The organism is Mitsuaria sp. MSU3D (assembly GCF_056867975.1).
Window position 1 is genome coordinate 3,062,860 of the sequence record NZ_CP200314.1, and the last position, 22,768, is coordinate 3,085,627.

General features: G+C 70.3%; 16 protein-coding genes. 12 read left to right on the forward strand and 4 right to left on the reverse strand.

Annotated elements, in window-relative coordinates; genetic code table 11:
- The first annotated feature begins 50 nt into the window (after window positions 1–50).
- Entirely contained in the window at window positions 51–1,151 is a 1,101-nt protein-coding gene (gene hemH, locus AC1VNM_RS13370) for a ferrochelatase (RefSeq protein ID WP_483107242.1), read from the forward strand.
- On the opposite strand, the gene AC1VNM_RS13375 is transcribed toward hemH, so the two are convergent.
- The 3 genes from AC1VNM_RS13375 to AC1VNM_RS13385 all read right to left on the reverse strand — a co-directional run bounded on the left by AC1VNM_RS13375 (window position 1,152) and on the right by AC1VNM_RS13385 (window position 4,310).
- A complete protein-coding gene (locus AC1VNM_RS13375; protein ID WP_483107243.1) occupies window positions 1,152–2,666 on the reverse strand; it encodes a tripartite tricarboxylate transporter permease in 1,515 nt (504 codons plus the stop codon).
- A gap of 19 nt (window positions 2,667–2,685) precedes the next feature.
- Entirely contained in the window at window positions 2,686–3,210 is a 525-nt protein-coding gene (locus AC1VNM_RS13380; protein ID WP_483107244.1) for a tripartite tricarboxylate transporter TctB family protein, read from the reverse strand.
- Between the two features lie 131 nt (window positions 3,211–3,341).
- Window positions 3,342–4,310: a Bug family tripartite tricarboxylate transporter substrate binding protein gene (locus tag AC1VNM_RS13385; RefSeq protein ID WP_377152812.1), complete on the reverse strand. Its 969-nt coding sequence runs from the start codon at window positions 4,308–4,310 to the stop codon at window positions 3,342–3,344.
- Window positions 4,311–4,472: 162 nt separating this feature from the next.
- On the opposite strand from AC1VNM_RS13385, the gene AC1VNM_RS13390 reads away from it, so the two are divergent.
- The 4 genes from AC1VNM_RS13390 (at window position 4,473) to AC1VNM_RS13405 (ending at window position 8,571) form a co-directional block, all read left to right on the forward strand.
- A complete protein-coding gene (locus tag AC1VNM_RS13390; protein WP_377152809.1) occupies window positions 4,473–5,183 on the forward strand; it encodes a response regulator transcription factor in 711 nt (236 codons plus the stop codon).
- 9 nt (window positions 5,184–5,192) lie between these two features.
- Window positions 5,193–6,620: a sensor histidine kinase gene (locus tag AC1VNM_RS13395; protein ID WP_377152807.1), complete on the forward strand. Its 1,428-nt coding sequence runs from the start codon at window positions 5,193–5,195 to the stop codon at window positions 6,618–6,620.
- A gap of 95 nt (window positions 6,621–6,715) precedes the next feature.
- Window positions 6,716–7,102, forward strand: coding sequence for an RNA-binding S4 domain-containing protein (locus AC1VNM_RS13400; protein WP_377161813.1), 387 nt, complete (start codon window positions 6,716–6,718; stop codon window positions 7,100–7,102).
- A 239-nt stretch (window positions 7,103–7,341) separates the two neighbouring features.
- The gene (locus AC1VNM_RS13405) at window positions 7,342–8,571 is read left to right on the forward strand and encodes a hypothetical protein (RefSeq protein ID WP_483107245.1); all 1,230 of its coding nucleotides are present in this window, start codon (window positions 7,342–7,344) and stop codon (window positions 8,569–8,571) included.
- 78 nt (window positions 8,572–8,649) lie between these two features.
- On the opposite strand, the gene AC1VNM_RS13410 is transcribed toward AC1VNM_RS13405, so the two are convergent.
- Window positions 8,650–9,714, reverse strand: a complete 1,065-nt coding sequence (locus tag AC1VNM_RS13410) for a glucokinase (protein ID WP_377152803.1) — start codon at window positions 9,712–9,714, stop codon at window positions 8,650–8,652.
- A gap of 256 nt (window positions 9,715–9,970) precedes the next feature.
- Between AC1VNM_RS13410 and AC1VNM_RS13415 the strand changes: the two genes are divergently transcribed.
- Genes AC1VNM_RS13415 through AC1VNM_RS13445 form a run of 7 tightly spaced genes read left to right on the forward strand, consistent with a single transcriptional unit; the run spans window position 9,971 to window position 22,577 of the window.
- Window positions 9,971–11,266 (forward strand): sugar MFS transporter, encoded by a 1,296-nt coding sequence (locus AC1VNM_RS13415; RefSeq protein ID WP_377152801.1) that lies wholly within the window; start codon window positions 9,971–9,973, stop codon window positions 11,264–11,266.
- Entirely contained in the window at window positions 11,263–12,423 is a 1,161-nt protein-coding gene (locus AC1VNM_RS13420; RefSeq protein WP_483107246.1) for a LacI family DNA-binding transcriptional regulator, read from the forward strand. Before AC1VNM_RS13415 ends, AC1VNM_RS13420 begins: the two co-directional genes overlap by 4 nt.
- Before the next feature lie 8 nt (window positions 12,424–12,431).
- Complete coding sequence (locus tag AC1VNM_RS13425) at window positions 12,432–14,669, forward strand: glycoside hydrolase family 2 protein (protein WP_483107247.1); 2,238 nt, start codon at window positions 12,432–12,434, stop codon at window positions 14,667–14,669.
- 8 nt (window positions 14,670–14,677) lie between these two features.
- On the forward strand, window positions 14,678–16,366 hold the full coding sequence (locus AC1VNM_RS13430; RefSeq protein ID WP_483107248.1) for an alpha-L-fucosidase: 1,689 nt from the start codon (window positions 14,678–14,680) through the stop codon (window positions 16,364–16,366).
- A 53-nt stretch (window positions 16,367–16,419) separates the two neighbouring features.
- Window positions 16,420–17,499, forward strand: a complete 1,080-nt coding sequence (locus AC1VNM_RS13435; RefSeq protein ID WP_377152793.1) for a glycosyl hydrolase family 18 protein — start codon at window positions 16,420–16,422, stop codon at window positions 17,497–17,499.
- Window positions 17,500–17,510: 11 nt separating this feature from the next.
- Window positions 17,511–19,886, forward strand: a complete 2,376-nt coding sequence (locus AC1VNM_RS13440; protein ID WP_483107249.1) for a beta-N-acetylhexosaminidase — start codon at window positions 17,511–17,513, stop codon at window positions 19,884–19,886.
- A 15-nt stretch (window positions 19,887–19,901) separates the two neighbouring features.
- On the forward strand, window positions 19,902–22,577 hold the full coding sequence (locus AC1VNM_RS13445; protein WP_483107250.1) for a beta-mannosidase: 2,676 nt from the start codon (window positions 19,902–19,904) through the stop codon (window positions 22,575–22,577).
- The last annotated feature ends 191 nt before the right edge of the window (window positions 22,578–22,768 follow it).

The window sequence follows — 22,768 nt, forward strand, 5'->3', positions numbered from 1 at the left end:
ACGTCTCCCCCCTCGTTCCCTCTTCTTCGCGGTCTTCCGCCCCACGCCGGATGAGCTTCCGTCCCGAACCCGATCACACCCACGGGCGCGCGCCGACGATCGGCGTGCTGCTGGTCAACCTCGGCACGCCCGACGCGCCGACGCCCGAGGCCACGCGCCGCTACCTGGCGCAGTTCCTGTCCGACCCGCGCGTCATCGAGATCCCCAAGGCCGCGTGGTGGCCGATCCTGCACGGCGTGATCCTGCGGACACGCCCGGCGAAATCGGCGAAGAAGTACGCCAGCATCTGGATGAAGGACGGCTCGCCGCTGATGGTCTGGACCACGAAGCAGGCCAAGCTGCTGCAGGGCCAGCTCGGCGAGTTGGGCCATCGCGTCAAGGTGCTGCACGCGATGCGCTACGGCAACCCCTCGATCGCGTCGCAGCTCGACGCGCTGCGCGCCGACGGCGCCACCCGCGTGCTGGTGCTGCCGGCGTATCCGCAGTACTCGGGCGCGACGACCGCCAGCGTCATCGACGACGTGGCGCGCTGGTCGCTGGCGCATCGGCACGTGCCGGAGTTCCGCTTCGTCAACCGGTACCACGACGACAAGCGCTACATCGCCGCGCTCGCCGAGAGCGTGCGCGCCCACTGGAAGACCGAGGGCCGCGGCGAGCTGCTGGTGATGAGCTTCCACGGCATGCCCGCGCGCACGCTGGCGCTGGGCGACCCGTACCACTGCGAATGCCTGAAGACCGGCCGGCTGCTGGCCGAGGCGCTGGGGCTGTCCGACGCGCAGTACAAGGTGACCTTCCAGAGCCGCTTCGGCAAGGCGCGCTGGCTGGAGCCCTACACCGAACCCACGCTGCGCGAGCTGGCCGGACGCGGGCTGAAGTCCGTCGACCTGATCTGCCCGGGCTTCTCGTCCGACTGCATCGAGACCCTGGAAGAGATCGACATGGAAGCGCGCGAGGCCTTCCTGCACAGCGGCGGGCAGCGCTTCAGCTACATCCCCTGCCTGAACGACCGCCCGGGCCACATCAGGGCACTGGCGGCGATCGCCGAGCAGCACCTGCAGGGCTGGCCCACGACCGCCGTGCCCGACGAGGCACAGGCGGCCGCCCTCGCCCGCCAGCGCGACGCGGCGCTGACCGCCGGCGCGACGCGCTGATCAGCGGATAGCCGCCTGCTGGCGCGCCTTGCGCGCGCTCATCCACTTCATCACCCGCGGCAGCAGCAGCACGATCACCACGATCGCCAGCAGGCCGGCCGACAGCGGGCGTTCGAAGAACACGCGCCAGCTCCCGCCGCCGATCGCGACGCCGTTGCGCAGGTGCGCCTCGGCGAGCGGGCCCAGGATCATGCCGACGACGACCGGCGCGGTCGGGAAGTCGAAGCGCCGCATCACCACGCCCAGCAGGCCGATGGCCAGCATCACGTAGAGGTCGAAGGCGCTCTGGCGCATGCCGTAGACGCCGACGGTCGCGAAGATCAGGATCCCGGCGTACAGCGGCGCGCGCGGGATGCGCAGCAGCTTCACCCACAGGCCGACCATCGGCAGGTTCAGCACCAGCAGCATCACGTTGCCGATGTACAGCGACGCGATCAGCGCCCACACCAGCGTCGACGAGGTCTCGAACAGCTGCGGCCCCGCCTGGATGCCGTAGTTCTGCAGCGCCGACAGCAGGATCGCCGCGGTCACCGAGGTCGGGATGCCCAGCGTCAGCAGCGGCACCAGCGTGCCGGTCACGGCCGCGTTGTTGGCCGCCTCCGGTCCGGCCACGCCCTCGATGGCGCCGACGGTGCCGAACTCCTCCTTGTGCTTGGACAGCTTGCGCTCGGTCGCGTAGCTCAGGAAGGTAGGGATCTCGGTGCCGCCGGCCGGGATCACGCCGAACGGGAAGCCCAGCGCCGTGCCGCGCATCCACGCGGGGATCGAGCGTTTCCACTCCTGGCGCGTCATGTGCACGCGGCCCATGGTGTTCATCGTCAGGTTGCTGCGGCCTTCATAGAGCGCCACGTAGAGCGTCTCGCCGACCGCGAACAGCCCCACCGCGACCAGCACGGTCTCGATGCCGTCCATGAATTCGGGCACGCCGCCGGTGTAGCGGATCTGGCCGGTGATCTGGTCCATGCCGACCAGCCCCATGGCCAGGCCGATGAACAGCGCCGTCATGCCGCGCAGCGTGCTCTGGCCCAGCACCGCGGAGACGGTGGTGAAGGCGATCAGCATCAGGCAGAAGTACTCCGGCGGGCCGAGCGTGACGGCGAAGTCCGCCAGCACCGGCGCGAACAGCGTGACCAGCACGGTCGCGATGGTGCCGGCGAAGAACGAGCCGATCGCCGCCGTGGCCAGCGCCGCGCCTGCGCGGCCGTGGCGGGCCATCTTGAAGCCCTCGAGCGCGGTCACCATGGTGCCGGTCTCGCCCGGGGTGTTGAGCAGGATGGACGTCGTCGAGCCGCCGTACATCGCGCCGTAGTAGATGCCGGCGAAGAAGATCATCGACGCGGTCGGGTCGACCTGCGCGGTGATCGGCAGCAGCATCGCGACGGTCACGGCCGGGCCGAGGCCGGGCAGCACGCCGATCGCCGTCCCGAGCGCGCAGCCGATGAAGGCCCACATCAGGTTGGCGCCGGAGGCGGCCGTGGCGAAACCGCCCATCAGGTGGGTCCAGAGGTCTTGCATGTCGGGACTCCGGTTGGGGTTAGAGCCAGCCGCCGGCCGTGACGGCGGGCAGGTTCAGCGCGAGCAGCTTGTTGAACAGCCAGAACACCGGGGCCGCGATCAGCAGGCCGGTGATGGCGTCGATGACGACCTGGCGCACGCCGCCGTGGGCCTTGCCCTCGGCGCGACGCAGGCCGCGCACCGCCAGCACGAAACACAGCGTGCAGGCGAGGACGAAACCGATCGTCGTGATCAGCGACGCATTGGCGATGACGGCCGCGGCGACCCAGGCCGCCGACAGCCAATCGGCCTTGGGTGCGCCCGACGGCGGCTCCATCGAACGGAAGCCGCCGCTGCGCGATTCCCAGATCAGCCAAGCGCCGCAGATCAGCAGCACCGCGGCGACGAACCAGGGCAGCGCGTTCGGGCCGATGCCGGAGTAGCCCGCGTCGGACGGGATCGCGGCGGCCCCGAAGGCCATCACGCCGCCGACGACCATCGCCGCGGCGCCGACCAGGGTTTGATAGAGCGGGCCGGGCGTGGCCTGCAGAGTGGAATCAGTCATGGAGACCTCCCGGTCCGGAATCAAAGCGTGCCAGCGGCGCCGTTTCTACCAAGCGGAGCCCGTGGAACTGGCTCCGCCAGGCCACTGGGCTCGCCCCCTTGAGGGGGCCGCCGAAGGCGGTAGGGGGTGGGTCAGACCATCCCGGACTTGTGCATGATGGCGCGCAGCGAGGCGAACTCGTTGTCCACGAACGCCTCGAAGTCCTTGCCCGTGAGCACGGCGGGCGTCCAGCCGTTCTTCTCGAGCGCCTCGGCCCAGGCCTTGGACTTGGTCGCCTTCACGACCAGGTCGATCAACACCTGCCGCTGCGCCGGCGTGATGCCCGGCGCGCCGTACACACCGCGCCAGTTGCCGATCTCGACGTTGTAGCCGAGCTCCTTCATCGTCGGGATGTCCAGGCCCTTGATGCGCTGCGGCGCGGTGATGGCGATCGGGCGCATCTTGCCGCTCTCGATGTAGGCCTGGAACTCGCTGTAGCCGCTGCCGCCGATGCTGACGTTGCCGCCCAGGATCGCGGCCACGGCCTCGCCGCCGCCGCGGAAGGCGACGTAGTTGATCTTGGTCGCGTCGACGCCGACCTCCCGCGCCAGCATCGCCGCGGCGATGTGCTCCGTGGCGCCGCGCGAGCCGCCGCCCCACTTCACCGAGCCGGGGTCCTTCTTCAGCGCCTCGACCACGTCCTTCATCGTCTTGAACGGCGAGTTGGCCGGCAGCACGAAGACGTTGTACTCGCTGGTCAGGCGCGCGATCGGCGTGGCCTGCGTCAGCGTGACGGGCTGCTTGCTGGTGATCAGGCCGCCCAGCATGACGGCGCCCATCACCATCATCGCGTTCGGGTCGCCCTTGGCGGCGTTGACGAACTGCGCCAGGCCGATGGCGCCGGCGGCGCCGCCCTTGTTCTCGAAGGTCACCGCGCCTGCGGCGCCCGCGTCCTGCAGCGCCTTGCCCAGCGCGCGGCCGGTGATGTCCCAGCCGCCGCCGGGGTTGGCGGGCACCAGGATCTTCAATGCCGCCGCGGCTTGCGCGCTCAGCGGCAGCGCGCCGGTGGCGCCCAGCGCGGCGAACGCGGCCGCGGACTTCAGGAATTGGTCTCGACGCATGCTCATGTCTCCTGTTGTAGATCTGGTCATCGGGGGCAGAGCACGCGCCCGACGGTCGTTGTAGGCGTGAATCCTGCACAAGGTGGCTTTCAATCGGCTGTCGGAAAGCTCAGGGTTGACCCTGAGCGGCGGCGCCTCGGCGCGTGGCGGACACTGCCGGGCATGAGGCTGCTTTTCGTCGAGGACAACGCCGCGCTGCAGACCACGGTGGCGCGCTCGTTCGAACGCCGCGGGATCCAGGTGCAGGTGTTCGCCGAGGGCCGCGCGGCGCTCGAGCGCTGGCGCGCACAACCGCCGGACGTCGTGCTGCTGGACCTGTCGCTGCCCGACATCGACGGGCTGGAACTGCTGTCGGCCGCGCGCGCCGAGCAGCTCACCACGCCGGTGATCATCCTGACGGCGCGCGGCACGGTGGGCGATCGCATCCTGGGCCTGAACATCGGCGCCGACGACTACCTGCCCAAGCCCTTCGATCTCGACGAACTCGAGGCCCGCGTGCGTGCGCTCGCGCGGCGCAGCCGCGGCGCGGCGGGATCGGCGGGCCAGACCGGCCAGACGGGCGGCATGGGCACGCACGAGGACGACGCCTTCCACGGCCTGCGCGTCGACGCCGACAGCGGCGCGATCTACCACCTCGGGCTGCCGCTGGACCTGCCGCCGCGCGAGGCCGCGCTGCTGCGCGCGCTGCTGGCGCGACCGGGCCAGGCGGTCGCGAAGGAGCGGCTGACGGAAATCGTCTTCGCCGACGACCTCGACGTGCAGCCCGACGCGGTCGAGGTCGTCGCGTACCGGCTGCGCAAGCGGCTGCCCGCCGACGGCGCGCGGCTGGTGACGCTGCGCGGCCTGGGCTACCTACTCAAGGCGCCGGACTGAGTGGGCCGGGTGATCAGACTCTCCTCGATGCGCAGCCGGCTGCTGGTCGGCATCCTGGTGCCGGTCGGGCTGCTGATCGCCGCCAACGCGCACCGGCTCTACGAGGACGCGCTCAAGGCCATCGACACGGCCTACGACCGCACGCTGCTCGCCTCGGCGAAGACCATCGGCGAGCAGCTCGACGTGCACGGCACGCGCGAGGCGCCGCACCTCGTCTCCGAAGTCCCCTACGCGGCGCTGGAGGCCTTCGAGGCGGACAACCGCAGCCGCATGTTCTATCGCGTCACCGGCTTCCAGGGCGAATGGGTGTCGGGCTTCGACGACCTGCCCGCGTGGCATGGCAAGCTGCCCGATCGCGGCGCCTACGCGGCGCTGGTCGATTTCTACGACGACGTCTACCAGGGCGAGGCCGTGCGCGTCGCGGTGCTGAAGCAGCCCGTCTCGGGCGAGGCGGGCCTGGGCGTGGCGACGATCCAGGTCGCGGAGACGCTGGAGATCCGCCGCACGCTGGCGCGACAGGTGCTGGTCTCCACGCTGTGGCGGCAGGCGGCGCTGCTTGCGGTGATCGCGATCGTGGTCTGGGGCGTGGTGCTCTTCGCGACCTGGCCGGTGCGCGAGTTGAGCCGCTCGATCGGCGCGCGCGCGGACGACGACCTCAGCCCCATCCCCATGCCGGGCGTGCCCGCGGAACTCGCGCCGCTGGTGGTCGCGATCAACGAGGCCTGGCACCGGCAGGCCGGCCTGTTCGCCCACCAGCAGCGCTTCGTGCGCGACACCTCGCACCAGCTGCGCACGCCGCTGGCGGTGCTCAAGGCGCAGGTGCAATCGGCGCGGCGCGGCGACCTGCCGCTGACGCAGGCGATCGACGAGATCGGCGCCACGGTCGACGGCGCCACCGCGCTCGCCAACCAGATGCTCGCGCTGGCCAAGGTCGAGCAGCTGCGGCAGCAAGGCGATCCGCCGCGGCTCGACCTGGCGGAGACGGTGCGCGAGGTGGCGCTCGACCTCGCGCCGCTGATCGCGGACGCGGAACTGGACTTCGAGCTCTTCACCGACGCCGCGCCGGTGCGCGGCCATGCATGGGCCCTGCGGGAGCTCGTGCGCAATTTGCTGCACAACGCGCTGCGGCACTGCCCCCGCGGTGGACGTCTGGAAGTGCGGGTGACGCGGGGCGCGGGAGCCGACGGCGGCGTCGAGCTGCGCATCGCCGACAGCGGCCCCGGCATCGCGGCGGCGCTGAGGCCCAGGCTCGGACAGCCCTTCGCTGCCGGTGCCGGCGGGGGGTCGGGGCTCGGGCTCGCCATCTGCCGGGAGATCGTCGGCTCGCTCGGCGGCACGCTGGCGCTGGACAACCGCGAGCAGGATGGGGTCATCGCCGGCCTGGACGCCGTGGTCCGGTTGCCGGCGGCACCATCCTCCGATCCGATCTCGCCATAGGACAATCGACGCTGATGTCTTCCCACGCCCGCTCCCGCTCCGCCGGTTCCGCAGCCGCTCCCGCCGCCGCCGCGGCCGCTTCCGGCCCGGCCGGCATGCGCCTGGACAAATGGCTCTGGGCCGCGCGCTTCTTCAAGACCCGCTCGCTCGCGGTCGACGAGATCGGCAAGGGTCGCGTGACCATCAACGGGCAGGCGGCGAAGGCCTCGCGCGACGTGCGCGTCGGCGACCTCGTGAAGCTGCGCCAGGGTCAGATCGATCGCGAGGTGAAGGTGGCCGGACTCAGCGCCATGCGCGGTCCGGCGCCGGTGGCGCAGGCGCTGTACGAGGAAACGCCCGACAGCATCGCGACCCGCGAGCGCGCCGCCGAGGCGCGCCGCCTCGCGCCGGAACCGGCCGACGCCATCGAGCAGGGCCGCCCCACCAAGCAGGACCGCCGCCGCCTCGCGGACTGGAACCGCTGGTCCGCCAGCCTGGACTGACGCCCCCGTTCCGCCGATCCCACGCGGCCCCGCGCCGCCCGGTGGGCATCGGCGCGCCGCATGGTCCGCCGCAACGCGAGCAGCGAGGGCGACATGATCGGCATTCCCAGGCACCAGGCGCTTCACGAGTTTCCGCTCGCGAAGGAGGACGAGGTCGTCGCCGGTGCCCCCCCTCCGAGGCACAGCCGACGCCCGCCGCGATCGATGCGTCTCCGGTGGCACGCCCCGATGCCCGATCGATGGCCAGGGTCCTCTTCCGCGCGGACGCCGGATGGCGGGTCCAGTCCCTGGCCCAGGCGACAAGCCGGTCCCAGGCCGTCGCGCGCTTCGACGAGATCCGACAGAGCGCCGCGACGATGTCGCCCGGCCATCCCGAAGTGCTGCGGGCCATCGGCGCCCTGGCCCTGAACATCGGCGGCTCCTCCGGCTGCGGATTCGGCATGGGCCGGGGCACCGGCGCGGCGATCGCCGAACTCGGCATCCGCTACCACTTCGACACCCGCATGCCGCTGGGCATCGGCGAGGACCGCAACTACATCGACCAGGACACCGACCTCGCCCTGCAGCAGCTCTGCGCCGTCGTGACCCTCCGGTGGCTGGGCGCCACGCTGGTCGGCGGCACCTTCGCGGCATTGGGCGGCGTCCTGGCGCCACGGGCCGCGGCGTTGACCGGCCGTCAACTGGCGGCCATCGCGCCGGAGCGACTCATCCCGGACCACGTGGCCGACCTGCTGGATGAGACCGGCGCACCGTACGGCGACAAGGGCGTGGACCGGCTCCGCCGGGAGATCCAGCAGATCCAGCAGGCCACCGGACAGATCGACGGGACCACGCACGTGCGCAGCGGCGTCGTGGCCTTCGGCGTCCTGAACGCCGTACGCGGCACCGCGCTGGGCCAGTCGCCGGTCGGCGTGATGCCGGACATCGGCATCTCCACCGCCGTGTCCTTCATGGCCGGGATGACCACGGGCCTGATCGCCGGCACGCTCATGGCCAGGAAGCGCCATCTCGTGCCGGACGCCAGGCACACCGGCGACGGTCAGGCGCCGTTCGTGCAGGTACCCCTGTTCGAGGTGAAGAAGACGGCGCCGGTCATGCCCCGCTTCACCGGGACCGGCGCGTGCAACGGCCTGGGCAACCTCGCCCGGGGCATCGGGGACCGCATCCGGCTGCTCGCCGTCTCGACCTGGCTGCTGGCCCTGCTGGGCGTGCTCGTCAGCTTCGCGGGAGCGGCCACCCGCCGCGAACCGCTGAACTGGGTCCATCGCGTCGGCAAGGCGATCGAACTGGGCGTCGGCGTGGGGGCCGCCGTCGATCCCTACTTCGGCGGGCTGCCGGCCGTCCTCGCACGCGATCGCGCCCGGCTGGAGCGGCAGCAGGCGCAGCTCGAATGGGCACGGCTCGCGCCCCTCGAGCCCCGTGCCGATGCCGAGTCCCCCGTCGAGACGCTCGCCCTTCGCCAGCTCTAGGGACGCGCTGCACCACTCGCCGCGGCGGCTGCGGGGCGTTGCGCAGGGCGTCCCTGGGGAAGCATGGGCGCCGTGATCTCAGTCCGTCTTGCGCGCGAGGTCCTTTTCGAGCCAGCACGCGGCGCCCAGCACGCCCAGGTCGCCGTGATCGATCACGTGGACGGGCACGCGCTCGAGGAATGCGGTCAGCACCCCCTTGTGCATGAAGCGCTTCTTGAAATCGCTTTGCTGCAGGAAGGACTCGATCTTGGGCAGGATGCCGCCGGCCAGCAGGATGCCGCCGTAGGCGCTGTAGAGCGCCGCCAGGTCGGCCGCGAAACTGCCGAGCAACGCGCAGAAGGTGTTCAACGCCTCGGTGGCGGCGGCCGAGCTGCCATCGAGCGCGCTGGCCGTGACCTCGGCGGGCGTGTGCAGCGTGGGCTCCTCGCCTCGAAGCGCCGAGATCACGCGGTACAGCTTGAGCAGGCCCGGTCCCGATAGCGCGTACTCGACCGGCACATGGCGCTGGTCGCCGGCCAGCAGGCGCAGGATGTCGAGCTCGCGCGCCGTTCCAGGCGCCAGCGAGACATGCGCCGCTTCGGTGGCCAGCACCTGCGAGCCCTTCCCGTTGGGCAGGATCACCGCGCAGCCGAGGCCGGTGCCGGGCCCCATGACGACGATCGGGCCGGCGGCCAGCCCGCCGACGGCGCCATCGCCCGTCATCAGCGGACGCATCTCTGCCGGCCCGACGTGGGGCACGGCATGCGCCAGCGCTTCGAAATCGTTGATGACCGCGAGGTGGGCAATGCCCAGTCTGTCTCGCAAGGCGGAAATGGAGACCGGCCACGGCAGGTTGCGATTGACGACGACGTCCTCCTGCACGTAGCCGGCGCACGCCAGCACGCACGCCTGGATGGGGCCCGCGTCGCGCCAGGGCGTCTGCGCCAGCCTGGCGGCGAAGTCCGCCAGCAGATCGGCCAGGCCGGGCCACGCCGCGCAGGCGTAGACCTCGCCGTGCAGCAACTCCACCGGGCAGGCCCCGGTCTCGACTTGCAGCGTGCGTGCCAACGCGACCCGGGCGTGCGTGCCGCCCACGTCTGCCGCAAGGAACAGGACGCCCGAGCCTGACGGACCGGGCTCACACGAATGGGGAGCAATGAGCATGGCCACGAGTTTCGACCGCAAATGACACAGTTGTCAATTGCTGTCCAAACCGGTCAAAACGTGCTCCGATTTCTCAGTGTTTTCCCTCGCTGTTCCAAGCGTTGTTCACCGCTTGCAACGAGTTTTCCCAGTGACAACCGCATCTTTAGTTCGACGTGCGCAACTGCGACGGTGATCTGACTCGATTGACAACAGTGTCATTAAGTCAGTTAAATGAGTTCGAGCCCGCACCAACCGCCTATATCGGAGTCCTTGAATGCCCACTGCCGGAACCTCTCCCCCTTCCGCACCACGCGCGCCGCTGGGACCGGTGGTCATCATTGGCCTGCTGTTCTTCATCATGGGGTTCTTCACCTGGATCAACGGACCGTTGATTGCCTTCGTGAAGCTGGCCTTCGATCTGGACGACGTGAACGCCTTCCTGGTGCCGATGGCGTTCTACCTGTCCTACTTCTTCCTGGCCCTCCCGTCCGCGGCGGTGTTCAAGCGCACGGGGATGAAGCGCGGCATGGCCATCGGCTTGCTGGTCATTGCGGGCGGCGCGGTCGTCTTCGGCCAGTTCGTGTCCTTGCGCCTCTATCCGGGCGCGCTGACCGGCTTGTTCGTGATCGGCGCCGGCCTGTCGCTGCTGCAGACCGCGGCCAACCCCTACATCAGCATCGTCGGCCCGATCGACAGCGCCGCGCAGCGCATCGCCTGGATGGGCATCTGCAACAAGGTGGCCGGCATCCTGGCCCCGCTGCTGCTGGGCGCGGTGGTGCTGTCCGACGTCGGCGGCCTGGCGCAGAGCCTGCAGTCGGCCGATGCGGCGACGCGCGAGACGCTGCTGAACGCCTTCGCCCACAAGGTCCGCTTGCCCTACATGATCATGGCCGGCGTGCTGGCCCTCCTGGCGGTGGGCATCCTGCGGTCGCCGCTGCCGGACATCAGCGCGGCGGACGCCAACCGCGGCGAGCCGGACGCAGGCGGCGCCCGACGTGGCTGGGCGTCCTTCCCCCACCTCTGGCTGGGCGTGGTCTGCCTGTTCGTCTACGTGGGGGCGGAGGTGATGGCAGGCGATGCCATCGGCACCTACGGCGCGGGCTTCAACCTGCCGGCCGACCAGACCAAGTTCTTCACGTCCTTCACCCTGGTGGCCATGCTGCTGGGCTACGTGGCGGGCCTGGTGCTGATCCCGAAATTCATTTCCCAGCAGGGCTATCTGGCGGTGTCCGCGTCGCTGGGCGTCGTCTTCTCCCTGTGCGCATGGGCCACGCAAGGCTATGTCTCGGTCGGCTTCGTGGCCGCCCTGGGCTTCGCCAACGCCATGATGTGGCCGGCCATCTTCCCGCTGGCCATCCGCTCGCTGGGCGAGGCGACCGAGCGCGGTGCCGCGCTGCTGATCATGGGCATCGCGGGCGGCGCCATCATTCCCCAGGCCTTCGCCATCCTCAAGCAGCACCACGACTTCCAGCTGGTGTTCCTGTGCCTGATGGGGCCCTGCTATCTCTACATCCTCTTCTACGGGCTGGCGGGCTATCGCGTGGGTCTGCGCAAAGGGGATGCCGAATGAAACCCACCGCAAAACCCAAGACCAGGGCCAAGGTCAAACCTGTCGACACCGAGACCGTCGGCACCCCACCTCACGACACGGACGAGTCCGCGCCGGCGAAGACTGCGAGGACCGCGGCGGCGCCTCGCGCGTCGATCCGGGATGTGGCCGAAGCGGCCGGCGTGTCGCTCAAGACCGTGTCCCGCGTGATCAACGAGGACGACGCCGTCCGCCCCGAGATGCGCGAACGCGTGCGCCAGGCCATCGCGGCACTGAACTACCAGTCCGACCCCTTGGCGCGAAGCCTGCGCAGCACGCACTCCTTCGCGATCGGACTGGTCTACAGCAACCCGAACGCGCATTACCTCGTCAGTCTGCAGAACGGCGTGCTCTCCGCGTGCAGGGAGCAAGGCTACGGCCTGCAGATCCACCCCTGCGGCACGCCGGCGCACGGCTCGATCCAGGAATTGCTGGACCTGGTGCGGCGTTCGCGTCTGGCCGGCCTGGTGCTGGCGCCGCCGATGTCGGAACAGCGGGACCTGGTGCAGGCACTGGCGGCGCACGGAGTGGTCGTGATCCGCATCGTGTCGGCCGGCGACGACCCGCGGGACATGCAGGACTGCGTGCGCATCAACGACCGTCGCGCGGCCCATGCCGTCACGGAGCACCTGATCCAGCTGGGCCACAGCCGCATCAGCTTCCTCTGGGGCGACGGGCACTACGAGTCCAGCATCCAGCGCCATGCGGGCTACATGGATGCGATGCGCGACTACGGCGTCGAGGTCGATCCCGGCCTGGTGCTGGAGGGGGAGTTCAACTTCAACTCCGGCTTCAGGCGCGCCCGCAAGCTGCTCGCGCTGGCGTCGCCGCCCACGGCGGTGTTCGGCAGCAACGACGAGATTGCGGCCGGGGTGCTGGCCGCGGCCCGCTCGGTCGGGTTCGACGTGCCCAGCGACCTGGCCATCGCCGGATTCGAAGACAGCCCCTTCTCCCAGCTCACCTGGCCCCCGCTGACCACCGCCAGGCAGGACACGGTGGAGGTCGGACGCCGCGCGGCCCTGCGCCTGATCGAGCGCGTGCGCCATGCCCAATCCGGCAAGGTGCCGACGCTCGGCGCCGAAGAGTTCACGCCCGAGTTGGTGGTCCGCGGCTCCGCCGCGCCGCCGCGCCGCCGCTGAGGTCGTCGATGCATCTCCCGCCTCTCCTTTCCGCGTTGACGGCCCGCGTGGTGCTGCTGGCCAGTCTGGTGCTGACGCTCTCGGGCCTGCCCGCCCTGTCCGGAGCGGCGACGCGCATCGACATCAACGACGACTGGCAGTTCCGCACCGACCCCAAGGACGAGGGCGTCGCCGCGGGTTGGACGCGCGGCGTGCCGGGCCAGACGCGCGGCGTGACCGTGCCCCATTCGTGGAACGTCGGCGCCGACGCCGACTTCGAAGGCACGGGCTGGTACTTCCGCCGCCTGGACCTGTCCATGCCATTGGACGACGAGGCGCATGTCGAGCTGAACTTCGGTGCCGCCTTCTACCGCAGCCGCGTCTGGCTCAATGGCGTGGAGGTGGGTCGGCACGAAGGCGGGCACACGGCGCATGCCTTCGACATCAGCCGCCTGCTGCAGCGTGGCAAGCCCAACCTGCTGGTGGTGGCGATCGACAACCGGCCCACCGCCCGCAGCCTCCCCGGCTACGCGATGCGCCTGGCCGGCAGCGGCAGCGTCTGGTACGACTGGTGGCACTACGGCGGCCTGGTGCGCGACGTGTGGCTGAGCGTCGGTGACGGCGCCCTCATTCGCGGCCAGACGCTGCGCGCCACCCTGAGCGGGCGGCTGGCCGGCCGGACCGTCGGCGAGGACCCGGCACGGGTCAGCGCCCGCGTCGACCTGAGCAACGCCAGCGCCCGCCCGCGCCAGCTCCACCTGCTCACCACCGTCTTCGCGCCGGACGGCGGCAAGGTCTCGAGCACACGCGAAGCCCTGCAACTGCCGGCGGGGGGCAAGCGCAGCGTGGACCTGACGCTGTCCATCGCCCGGCCGCAGCTGTGGAACATCGGCGACGGGCGGCTCTACCGCGTCGTCACCGAACTGCAGGAGGCCGACGGCCGCGTGCTCGACGTGCGGACCGACACGCTCGGCCTGCGGCGCATCGAACTGCGGGACCGCAAGCTCTGGGTCAATGACAGCCCGGTCCGCCTGACCGGCCTGACGCGTCACGAAGACTCCCCGTGGGAAGGCCTGGCGGAGACCCGCGGCACCATCGTGCACGACTGGGACGACCTGCGCGCGCTGCACACCACGCTGACCCGGCCGGTGCACTATCCGCAGCACCCCGTCGTGCTGGACTACGCCGACCGGCACGGCATCCTGCTGGTGCCGGAGATCCCGATGTGGCAGTTCAGCGAGGCCCAGATGAAGGACCCGGCCGTGCTGGCCCTCGCCCGGACGATGCTGAGCGAGATGATCGCCGCGGACGGCAACCACGCCAGCATCTTCGCCTGGAGCGTCTGCAACGAAAGCGATACGCGCCTGCCCGGCGGCCTGGCCTACGTGCGGCGCATGAAGGCGCTGGTGCGGGAACTGGACCCGACGCGCTTCTTCACCTTCGCCGATTCCGACGTGAGCATCGCGCCGTGGCAGGACAACCCGGCGCTGCACGAGGCCGACTTCATCATGGCCAACGCCTACTTCGGCAGCTGGAGCGGTGCCGCCGAGCAGGTCGACCCCTGGCTGGACTTCATCCAGAAGACCTACCCGGAGCAGGCGCTGGTCATCTCCGAGTACGGCTACGTCGGCCCCTTCGCGCCCGATGCCGCCGAGGCGGACCGCCAGCGCATCGCCAACCTGCGCCAGCAACTCGACGCTTTCGCGCGGCGCGACTTCGTGGCCGGCGCGATCTTCTGGATCTACCAGGACTACAAGTCCCACCGCAACCTCGCCGTCGGCGAGACGGCCGGCTACGTGGACCACGGCGTGGTGGACGAGAACCGGCAGCGCAAGCCGTCGTACACGGCCTACCAACAGCGCAATGCGCCCTTGAACGCCCGACTCGGCTGGGCGTGGACAGGCGACGGGCTGACCGGCTTCCAAGCCGTGCTGCAGGCCAACGGCGCCACGCAACTGCCGTCGTTCCCGCTGCTGGGCTATCGCGCCGAGTGGCGAATGATGGACCGCGACGGCCGGCTGATCGCGCAGGGTGCGCAGGAGATGCCCACCTTGTCGACGCCGTTCACGCTGCAGGGCCGATGGCCCGCCGAGCAGCGCCTGGTGGCCGCCACCCTGCGCCTGCGCGTCTTCGCGCCCGATGGCGCGCTGGCGCTGGACACCCGGCTGGACCAGGCCGCGTTGCGCCTGGGCGCCGCGCCCTTCCCCGCCATCGGCGAGACCCCTCCCGCCGCTGCCACCGGCACCGCCCCGCAGGTGGCGCCATGAACTCCGCCATGAAGCACCTCCGCATGCCTGCATCGACACTGCGCCGCCTGGGCGCCTTGGGGACCCTCGGCGCCGCGCTGGCGGCGAGCAGCCTGGCGCCCGCCTGGGCGCAGGCCGTCCCGGCCGCCGACCCGACCGCACCGACCGCCGCGACGCTCTCGCCGGCCGAGATCGACGCCATCTGGCGCAAGTCGGTCAGCAAGTTCGACGGCGAGCGGAGCCGCGTGCTGCGCCAGGTGCAGGCCGGCGTGAAGGCCGGCCCCTTCCGGGCCGACTGGACCTCGCTGCAGGGCTACAAGCCGCCGCAGTGGTACGCGGACGCGAAGTTCGGCATCTTCGTGCACTGGGGCGTGTTCTCCCTGCCGGCCTTCGGCAACGAGTGGTACTCGCGGGACATGTACCAGCAGGGCAGCAAGCCCCATGAGCACCACCTCGCCACGTACGGCACGCCGGCCAGCGTCGGCTACAAGGACCTGATCGACCGCTTCAAGGCCGATCGCTTCGATCCGCAGGACTGGGCGCGCCTGTTTGCCCAGGCGGGGGCGAGGTATGTGGTGCCGGTGGCGGAGCACCACGACGGCTTCGCGATGTATCGCTCCCGGCTGAGCGACTGGACGGCCGCCACGATGGGCCCGAAACGCGACGTGCTGGGCGAACTGGCCCGGGCGATCCGCGCGGAGGGCATGCGTTTCGGCACCTCCTCGCACCGCGCCGAACACAACTGGTTCTTCGACGGCGGACGCCACATCGCCTCCGACGTGAACGACCCGCGCTACGCCGCGTTGTACGGGCCGGCGCAGTTGCGCGAGCTGCACGGCAAGGACGACGGCGACCTTCCGCACGACTGGACCTTCGTCTCCCAGGCCTGGCTGGACGACTGGCTCGCCCGCACCGCCGAGCTGGTCGACGCCTACCAGCCCGACCTGATGTACTTCGACTGGTGGATCGGCCACGCCAGCATGCGTGCGACCACCATGCCCACCTTCGCCGCGTACTACTACAACCAGGGGGCCCGGCGCGGCGAAGCCACCGTCATCGACTTCAAGCTGGATGCCTTCCCGCAAGGCGCCGGCACCTACGACGTCGAGCGCGGACAGATGATCGGCATCCAGCCCCAGACCTGGCAGACCGACACGTCGATCAGCAACGCCTCCTGGGGCTACATCGACGGCGACACCTACAAGCCCGCCGGTCAGCTGCTGCATCAGTTGATCGACGTGGTGTCCAAGAACGGCAACCTGCTGCTGAACATCGGCCCGCGCGGCGACGGGAGCATTCCCGACCCGGCGCGCGACATCCTGCTGGAGATGGGCGCGTGGCTGAAGCTCAACGGCGAGGCCATCTACGGCAGCCGGCCCTGGACGCGCTTCGGCGAAGGCCCGACCGAGGTGGTGGGCGGCACCTTCCAGGACCGCAACGCCAAGCCCTACACGCCCGAGGACTTCCGTTTCACGACGCAGGGCAACGTCCTGTACGCGATCGGGCTGGGCTGGCCTCAACCGCGGGCCGACGGCCGCAGTGAACTGCTGATCCGCTCGCTGGCGCCCGGCGCGCTGATGGCAGCGGTCCAGCGCGTCACGCTGCTCGCGGACCGCAGCGCCATCCCCTTCACGCAGGACGCCGCAGGCCTGCACCTGCGGGTGCCCAAGGAGCCCGTGGGCCGCCACGCCTACGTCTTCAAGATCGAGTCGCGGTGAGCGCCATCGCCCGACCCGTCCCTCCGCATTCATCAACGCCACCCTCCCCCGCCATGCCTCCCTCCCCCCTCCACCGGCTCCTGCGGCTGTGCGCCGCGTCCCTCCTGCTGCTGCTGACCGGCTTCATGCAGCAGGCTCTGGCCGCGCCGCGCGCGCTCTTCTACATGATGGAGACGCAGAAGTCGGTCAACGCCTTCGTCGCGCATGTCGACAAGGTCGACCTGCTCGTGCCCACCTGGTACGGCGTCGATGCCGCCGGCCTGGTCAACGGCGCGCCCAACCCGCTCGTGCTGTCGCTGGCCAAGAGCAAGCGGGTGCCGGTGATGCCCATCCTGTCGATGACGACCAACCGGGAGGGCTTCCACAAGCTCCTGCACGACGAGCAGGCCCAGGCCCGCATGAATGCCTCCCTGCTGCGTGCCGCCAAGGAGCATGGCTACGTCGGCTTCCAGTACGACTTCGAGAACATCGCCTGGACCGACCGCGACGCCTTCACCAAGATGGCCAAGGGCACGGCGGACGCCCTGCACAAGGTGGGCCTGACGCTGAGCGTCGCCGTGGTGCCCAACGCCCCCGGCGCGGCCGGCCGCGGCCCCTTCTCCAAGTGGATGTGGGAGTACTGGCGCGGCGCCTACGACCTGGAAGCCCTGGGCAAGGTCACGGATCTGGTCTCGCTGATGTCCTATGACCAGCACACCCGCTGGACCGCCCCCGGTCCGGTCGACGGCTATCGCTGGATGAAGGAGCACCTGGACTACGCGCTCAAGGTCGTGCCCCGGCACAAGCTCTCCCTGGGCATCGCGTTGTACGGCTACCGCTGGTCCACCGGCAATCCGGTCCGGGACGACGGCAAGGAGGCGCCGAACATCGTCGGCGACTACATCGATGCCGACGAGTCGATCCCGCTGGCCGCCACGTACGGCGCCAAGATCCGCTGGGACGAGGACGACCGGACCTCCTACTACTGGTTCGAACGCGACCAGATGCGCGAATGGGTGTTCATGCCCGATGCGCGTGGTTTCCGCGAGCGCTACGAGCTGGTGAAGGCGTCCGGCATCGACGGTTTCAGCGCCTGGGTGATCGGGGCCGAAGACCCCGCCGTCTGGGACGAACTGCCGCTGTCGCGTCGTTGAGGGCGCTTGCGATGCGAGCCTGTCGCCCCGCCATCCTGCCCGCGCGCCGCGTGGTGCGTGCGATGCAGCTCGCCCTGGCGCTGACCGCGGCGGGTGCCGCGCATGCCGGCGCCGAGGTGCTGCCGCTCGTGCCGATGCCGGCCCAGGTCGCGCGCGATGCGGGCGTCCTGCGTCTGTCGCCGGGCGCCGTCATTGCGGTTCCTCCGGGCGACCGCGGTGCCCGCCGCGCGGCGGCGTTCCTCGCGGCCATGGCCTGGCGCGACCGCCACCTGCGCCTGCGGCTGCGCGAAGGCACGCGCGGCGACATCGTGCTGCGTCGCGACGCGCGCGCGCCGGCCGCGCCTGCCGCACCCGATGGCGCCTACGAACTGGCCGTGACGCCCGGCGGCGCCACGCTGCAGGCGCGCAGCGACGCCGGGCTGTTCTATGCCGGCGTGAGCCTGTGGCAATTGCTCAGCGCCGATGGCGCGCAGGGCGAGGCCAGCGTGCCGGCGCTGCGCATCGCCGATCAGCCGCGCTTCGGCTGGCGGGGCCTGATGCTGGACGTCGTCCGTCATTTCGCGCCCCTGGACGAGGTCAAGGCGCTGGTCGACCAGATGGCGCTGCACAAGCTCAATGTGCTGCACCTGCACCTGAGCGACGACCAGGGCTGGCGACTGGAGATCAAGCGCTACCCCGACCTGACCCGCATCGGCGCGTGGCGCACGCCCCCCGGCGGCGAGCCGTCCCGCTACGGCGGCTTCTATACGCAGGCCCAGATGCGCGAGCTGGTGGCCTACGCGGCCGATCGCCACATCACCATCGTGCCGGAGCTGGACATGCCCGGGCATGCCCAGGCCGTGGTGGCGGCCTACCCGGGCGTGGGCGTGGACATCGGCGACGGCCCGGGCCGCAACCCGCGGCCCGCCGTGTCGGTGAACCATGGCGTGAACCCCTACCTCTACAACGCCGACGAATCGACCCTCCGCTTTGTCGAGCAGGTGATGGACGAGGTGATGGCGGTGTTCCCGTCCACCTTCATCCATGTCGGCGGCGATGAAGCGATGAAGGACCAGTGGCAGGCCTCGCCCACGGTGCAGGCGCGCATCCGGGCACTGGGCCTGGCCAACGAAGAAGCCTTGCAGAGCTGGTTCATCGACCGCATCGGACGGCATCTGGAGCGCCACGGCCGGCGTCTGATCGGCTGGGATGAAATCCTGGAAGGCGGCCTGCCCAGCGGCGCCTCCGTCATGTCCTGGCGCGGCACCGAAGGCGCCGTCGCGGCCGCCAGGCTCGGCCACGATGTCGTGCTGGCGCCGGCGGGCTCGCTGTACTTCGACAACCTGCAGAGCCCGCGTGGCGACGAGCCCGAAGGGCGGCTGGCCCAACTGCCGATCGAGAAGGTCTATGCCTTCGAGCCGATGCCCAGCGACCTGGGCGCCGACCGCGCCAGGCACGTCCTCGGGGTGGAAGCCGCGTTGTGGACGGAATACATGCCCTCGCGCAAGCACCGGGAGCACGCGATCTTCCCGCGCATCGCCGCGCTGGCCGAAGTGGCCTGGTCGCCGGCCTCCGCGCGCGACTGGCCCGGGTTCCTGCCGCGTCTGGCGCTGCAGCGGGCCCGCTATCTGCGCCAGGGCGTGAATGCCGCCGACAGCGCGTTCGCCGTGCAGTTCGACATCGAGGGCGGTGCCGCGGCGATGCTGGCCGCGGGAGCAGCGCCGGTGCGCCTGTCCAACCAGGTCAGGCAGGGGCAGATCCGCTACACGCTGGACGGCTCGGAGCCTCTGCCCACATCACCGGCCGCGGGCGGCGCCGGGGGCGCTGACGATGAGCCGCTCATCGTCAAACTGCCCGCACGTCTGCGCGCCGTCGCCTTCGACGCCGCGGGTCGGCCGCTCGCCGCCGTGCGCGAGCAGCGCTTCGACGCCGCGACGCTGCTGACCCGCACGAGCAACGAGCTCCAGGCCTGCCCTCCCGGCGAGCTGGGTTTGCGGGTGCCCTTGCGCACCGAGGCCACCACCTGGGCGCCCGTCTTCAACGTCAACCTCCTCGATGCCTGCTGGATCTACCCGCAGGCGCGCCTGGACGGCGTGCACGGCGTCTCGGTCCAGGCGGGACGGCTCGCGCGCAACTACGGACTGGCGCATGACGCGGTCAAGGTGATCCAGCACGCGGCCAGCACGCCGACGGGAGAGCTCGAAGTGCGGCGGGACGACTGTGGCGGGCCGCTGCTGGCAGCCCTGCCGTTGCCGGCGGGCAGCGCGCCGGACACCTTCACCCTGACCGCGGCGTTGCCCCCCTCGGCGGGCGTCCACGACCTTTGCCTGCGGTTCACCGCACCCATCGACGGCCCGCTGTTCGCGATCGACGCGGCGCGCCTGCTCCTCCACGCGGATTCGCACTAGTCGCAGCGCCTCCAGATGCACAAGTCCCTCCTCATTGCCCGTTGGGTCCAGGCCGTGCGCGCCCTTGGCCTGGCGGCCACGCTCGCCGGCGTGACGCCGTGGGCGCTGGCGCAGATGCACACGCAGCCGCTGGACGCGGGCTGGCAGTTCCGCCTGGCCGATCCGGAGGCGGCCTCGGCCCATCCCGAGGCCGCGACCTGGCACGGCGCGACCGTGCCAGGCACGGTGCAGACCGACCTGCTGGCGGCGCGGTTGATTGCCGACCCCTTCGCGGCGGACCACGAAGCCCGCCTGCAATGGATCGGGCTGTCGGATTGGGAGTACCGGCTGGAGTTCCAGGTCGACGCCGCGACCCTGGCCCGCGAGCAGGTCGACCTGGTGTTCGACGGCCTGGACACCTTCGCCGGCATCAGCCTCAACGGTCAGCCGCTGGCGACGACCGACAACATGTTCCGTCGCTGGCGGCTGCCGGCCAAGGCCCTGCTCAAGCCCGGTCGCAACACGCTGCTCGTGCGCCTGCAATCGCCCATCAAGCGCACGCTGCCCTGGCTGCTCAAGCAGCCCTACGCCCTGCCGGGCGCTTACGACTCACAGTTCGGCGACGAACCCAAGGGCGTGGCCACCGCGACCTATGTCCGCAAGGCGCAGTACCAGTACGGCTGGGACTGGGGGCCGCGTTTCGTGACCCTGGGCATCTGGCAGCCGGTGCGGCTGGAGAGCTGGAGTCACGTCCGCGTCGAGGATTTCCACGTCCGCCAGCAACGCGTGGATGAAGGCGTGGCGCAACTCGCGGCCGAGCTCGAGGTGGACGTCACCCGCGCGGGCCCGGCCCGGCTGCAGGTCGAGGTGGTGCCGCCCAGCGGTGCCGCCTTCACGCTGACGCAGGACGTGATGCTGGATCCAGGCCGCAATGCGCTGAGCGTGCCGGTGCGCATCGAACGTCCGCAGCGCTGGTTCCCGGCGGGCTATGGCGCGCAGCCGATGTATGCGCTGCGAGCCACGCTGACGCAAGAGGGTGTCCAACTGGCCCGCGTGGCGCGCCGCACCGGTCTGCGCACCGTCGAGCTGCGACGCGAGAAGGATGCCTGGGGCCGAAGCTTCGCGTTCGTGATCAACGGCATCCCGGTGTTCGCCAAGGGCGCGAACCTGATCCCGCTCGACAGCTTCCCCAACCGCGTCACGCGCGCACGGCAGCGCACCCTGCTGCAAAGCGCCCGCCGCGCCAACATGAACATGCTGCGGCTCTGGGGCGGCGGCTACTACGAAAGCGACGCGTTCTACGAAGAGGCCGATGCCCTGGGCCTCCTGATCTGGCAGGACTTCATGTTCGGCGGCGCCATCCTGCCGGCGGACACGGGCTTCCAGGAGAATGTCCGCCAGGAAGCCGTCGAGCAGGTGCGCCGGCTGCGCGATCACCCGAGCATCGTGCTCTGGTGCGGCGGCAACGAGGTGCAGGCCGACTGGGAAACGTGGGACGCCACGCTGGCCTTCAAGAACCGGATCTCCCCGGACGAGCGCGAGCGGCTGTGGAGCGCCAACCTCAAGCTGTTCGGCGATGTGCTGCGCGGCGTCGTGCAGCGGCATGCGCCCGAGGTGCCCTACTGGGCGACGTCGCCCGGCGTCGACCTCGAGGGGCCGTCCGGCCAGATGGACGATGGCGACGTGCACTTCTGGCGGGTCTGGGGCGGCTCGGCGCCGGTCGAGACCTTCCTGACCACCACGCCGCGCTTCATGTCGGAGTACGGCCTGCAGTCCTACCCCGAGATGCGCACCGTCGCGAGTTATGCCGGTCCCGAGGACCAGCGCGTGGACTCGCCGGTGATCCGCGCGCACCAGAAGTTCGGCGTGGCCGCGGGTCCCGACGTGGGCAACGATCGCGTGCTGTTCTACATCCGCAAGAACTACGGCGAGCCCAAGGACTTCGCCTCGTTCGTCTACCTCAGCCAGGTCATGCAGGCCGAGGGCATCGAACTGGCGGCCACCCACCTGCGCAGTCAGCGCCCGCGGTCCATGGGCTCGCTCTACTGGCAGCTGAACGACGTCTGGCCCGGGGCCTCCTGGTCGAGCGTGGACTTCTTCGGCCGATGGAAGGCGCTGCAGTTCCACGCGCGGCGCTTCTACGCGGACACGACCGTGACGGCCCTGCGCCTGGCCGGCAAGACCGATTTCTCCGTGGTCTCCGACAAGGTCGAGCCCTTCGACGCCGAGGTGCGCCTGCGCGTCTCCGACCTGGATGGCCGCGTCCTGCGATCGGAACGTACGGCCGTGGTCGTCAAGCCCCTCGCCGTCACGCCCGTCTGGCAACGCGCCGACGCCGCCCTCCTGCAAGGTGCGGATCCCACCCGGACGGTCGCCGAAGTCGAGTTGATCGCCGGGGGCAAGGTGGTGGCCAGGCAGCCGGTTTACTTCGTGCCCGCCAAGGATTTGAAACTCGTTGATCCCCAGTTCCAGACCCGCATCAGTCCGGATCCTTCCGGTGCGCCGGATTCCTGGCGGCTGTCGATCACATCCACGTCTTTCGCCCGCGCGGTGTGGGTCGATTTCGGCTTGCTGGATGTCGAGCTCGAGGATAACTCGCTGGATATCCGTGCCGGCGACGAAGTGGTCATTCCGTTGCGGTCCAAAGCGTCGTTGCCAGCATTGCAGGCGCAGCTGAATCTGCGCTCCCTGGTGAATTCGACACTGCATTGATCTTGCTCGGGAAGATCGATCGACACACCTTTTGTATTTGTTATTTCATGCCACAAGGATATAGGGAATCCGAATTGACGGAATGGAATCGACAAGAGGCTGGCAGGGCTCATGAGGCCGCGTGCCAGCGACAGATGGCCCAACAGACTGCGCCGGCGCAGTGTTCTGGCACATCCGTCGAACATCCCAAC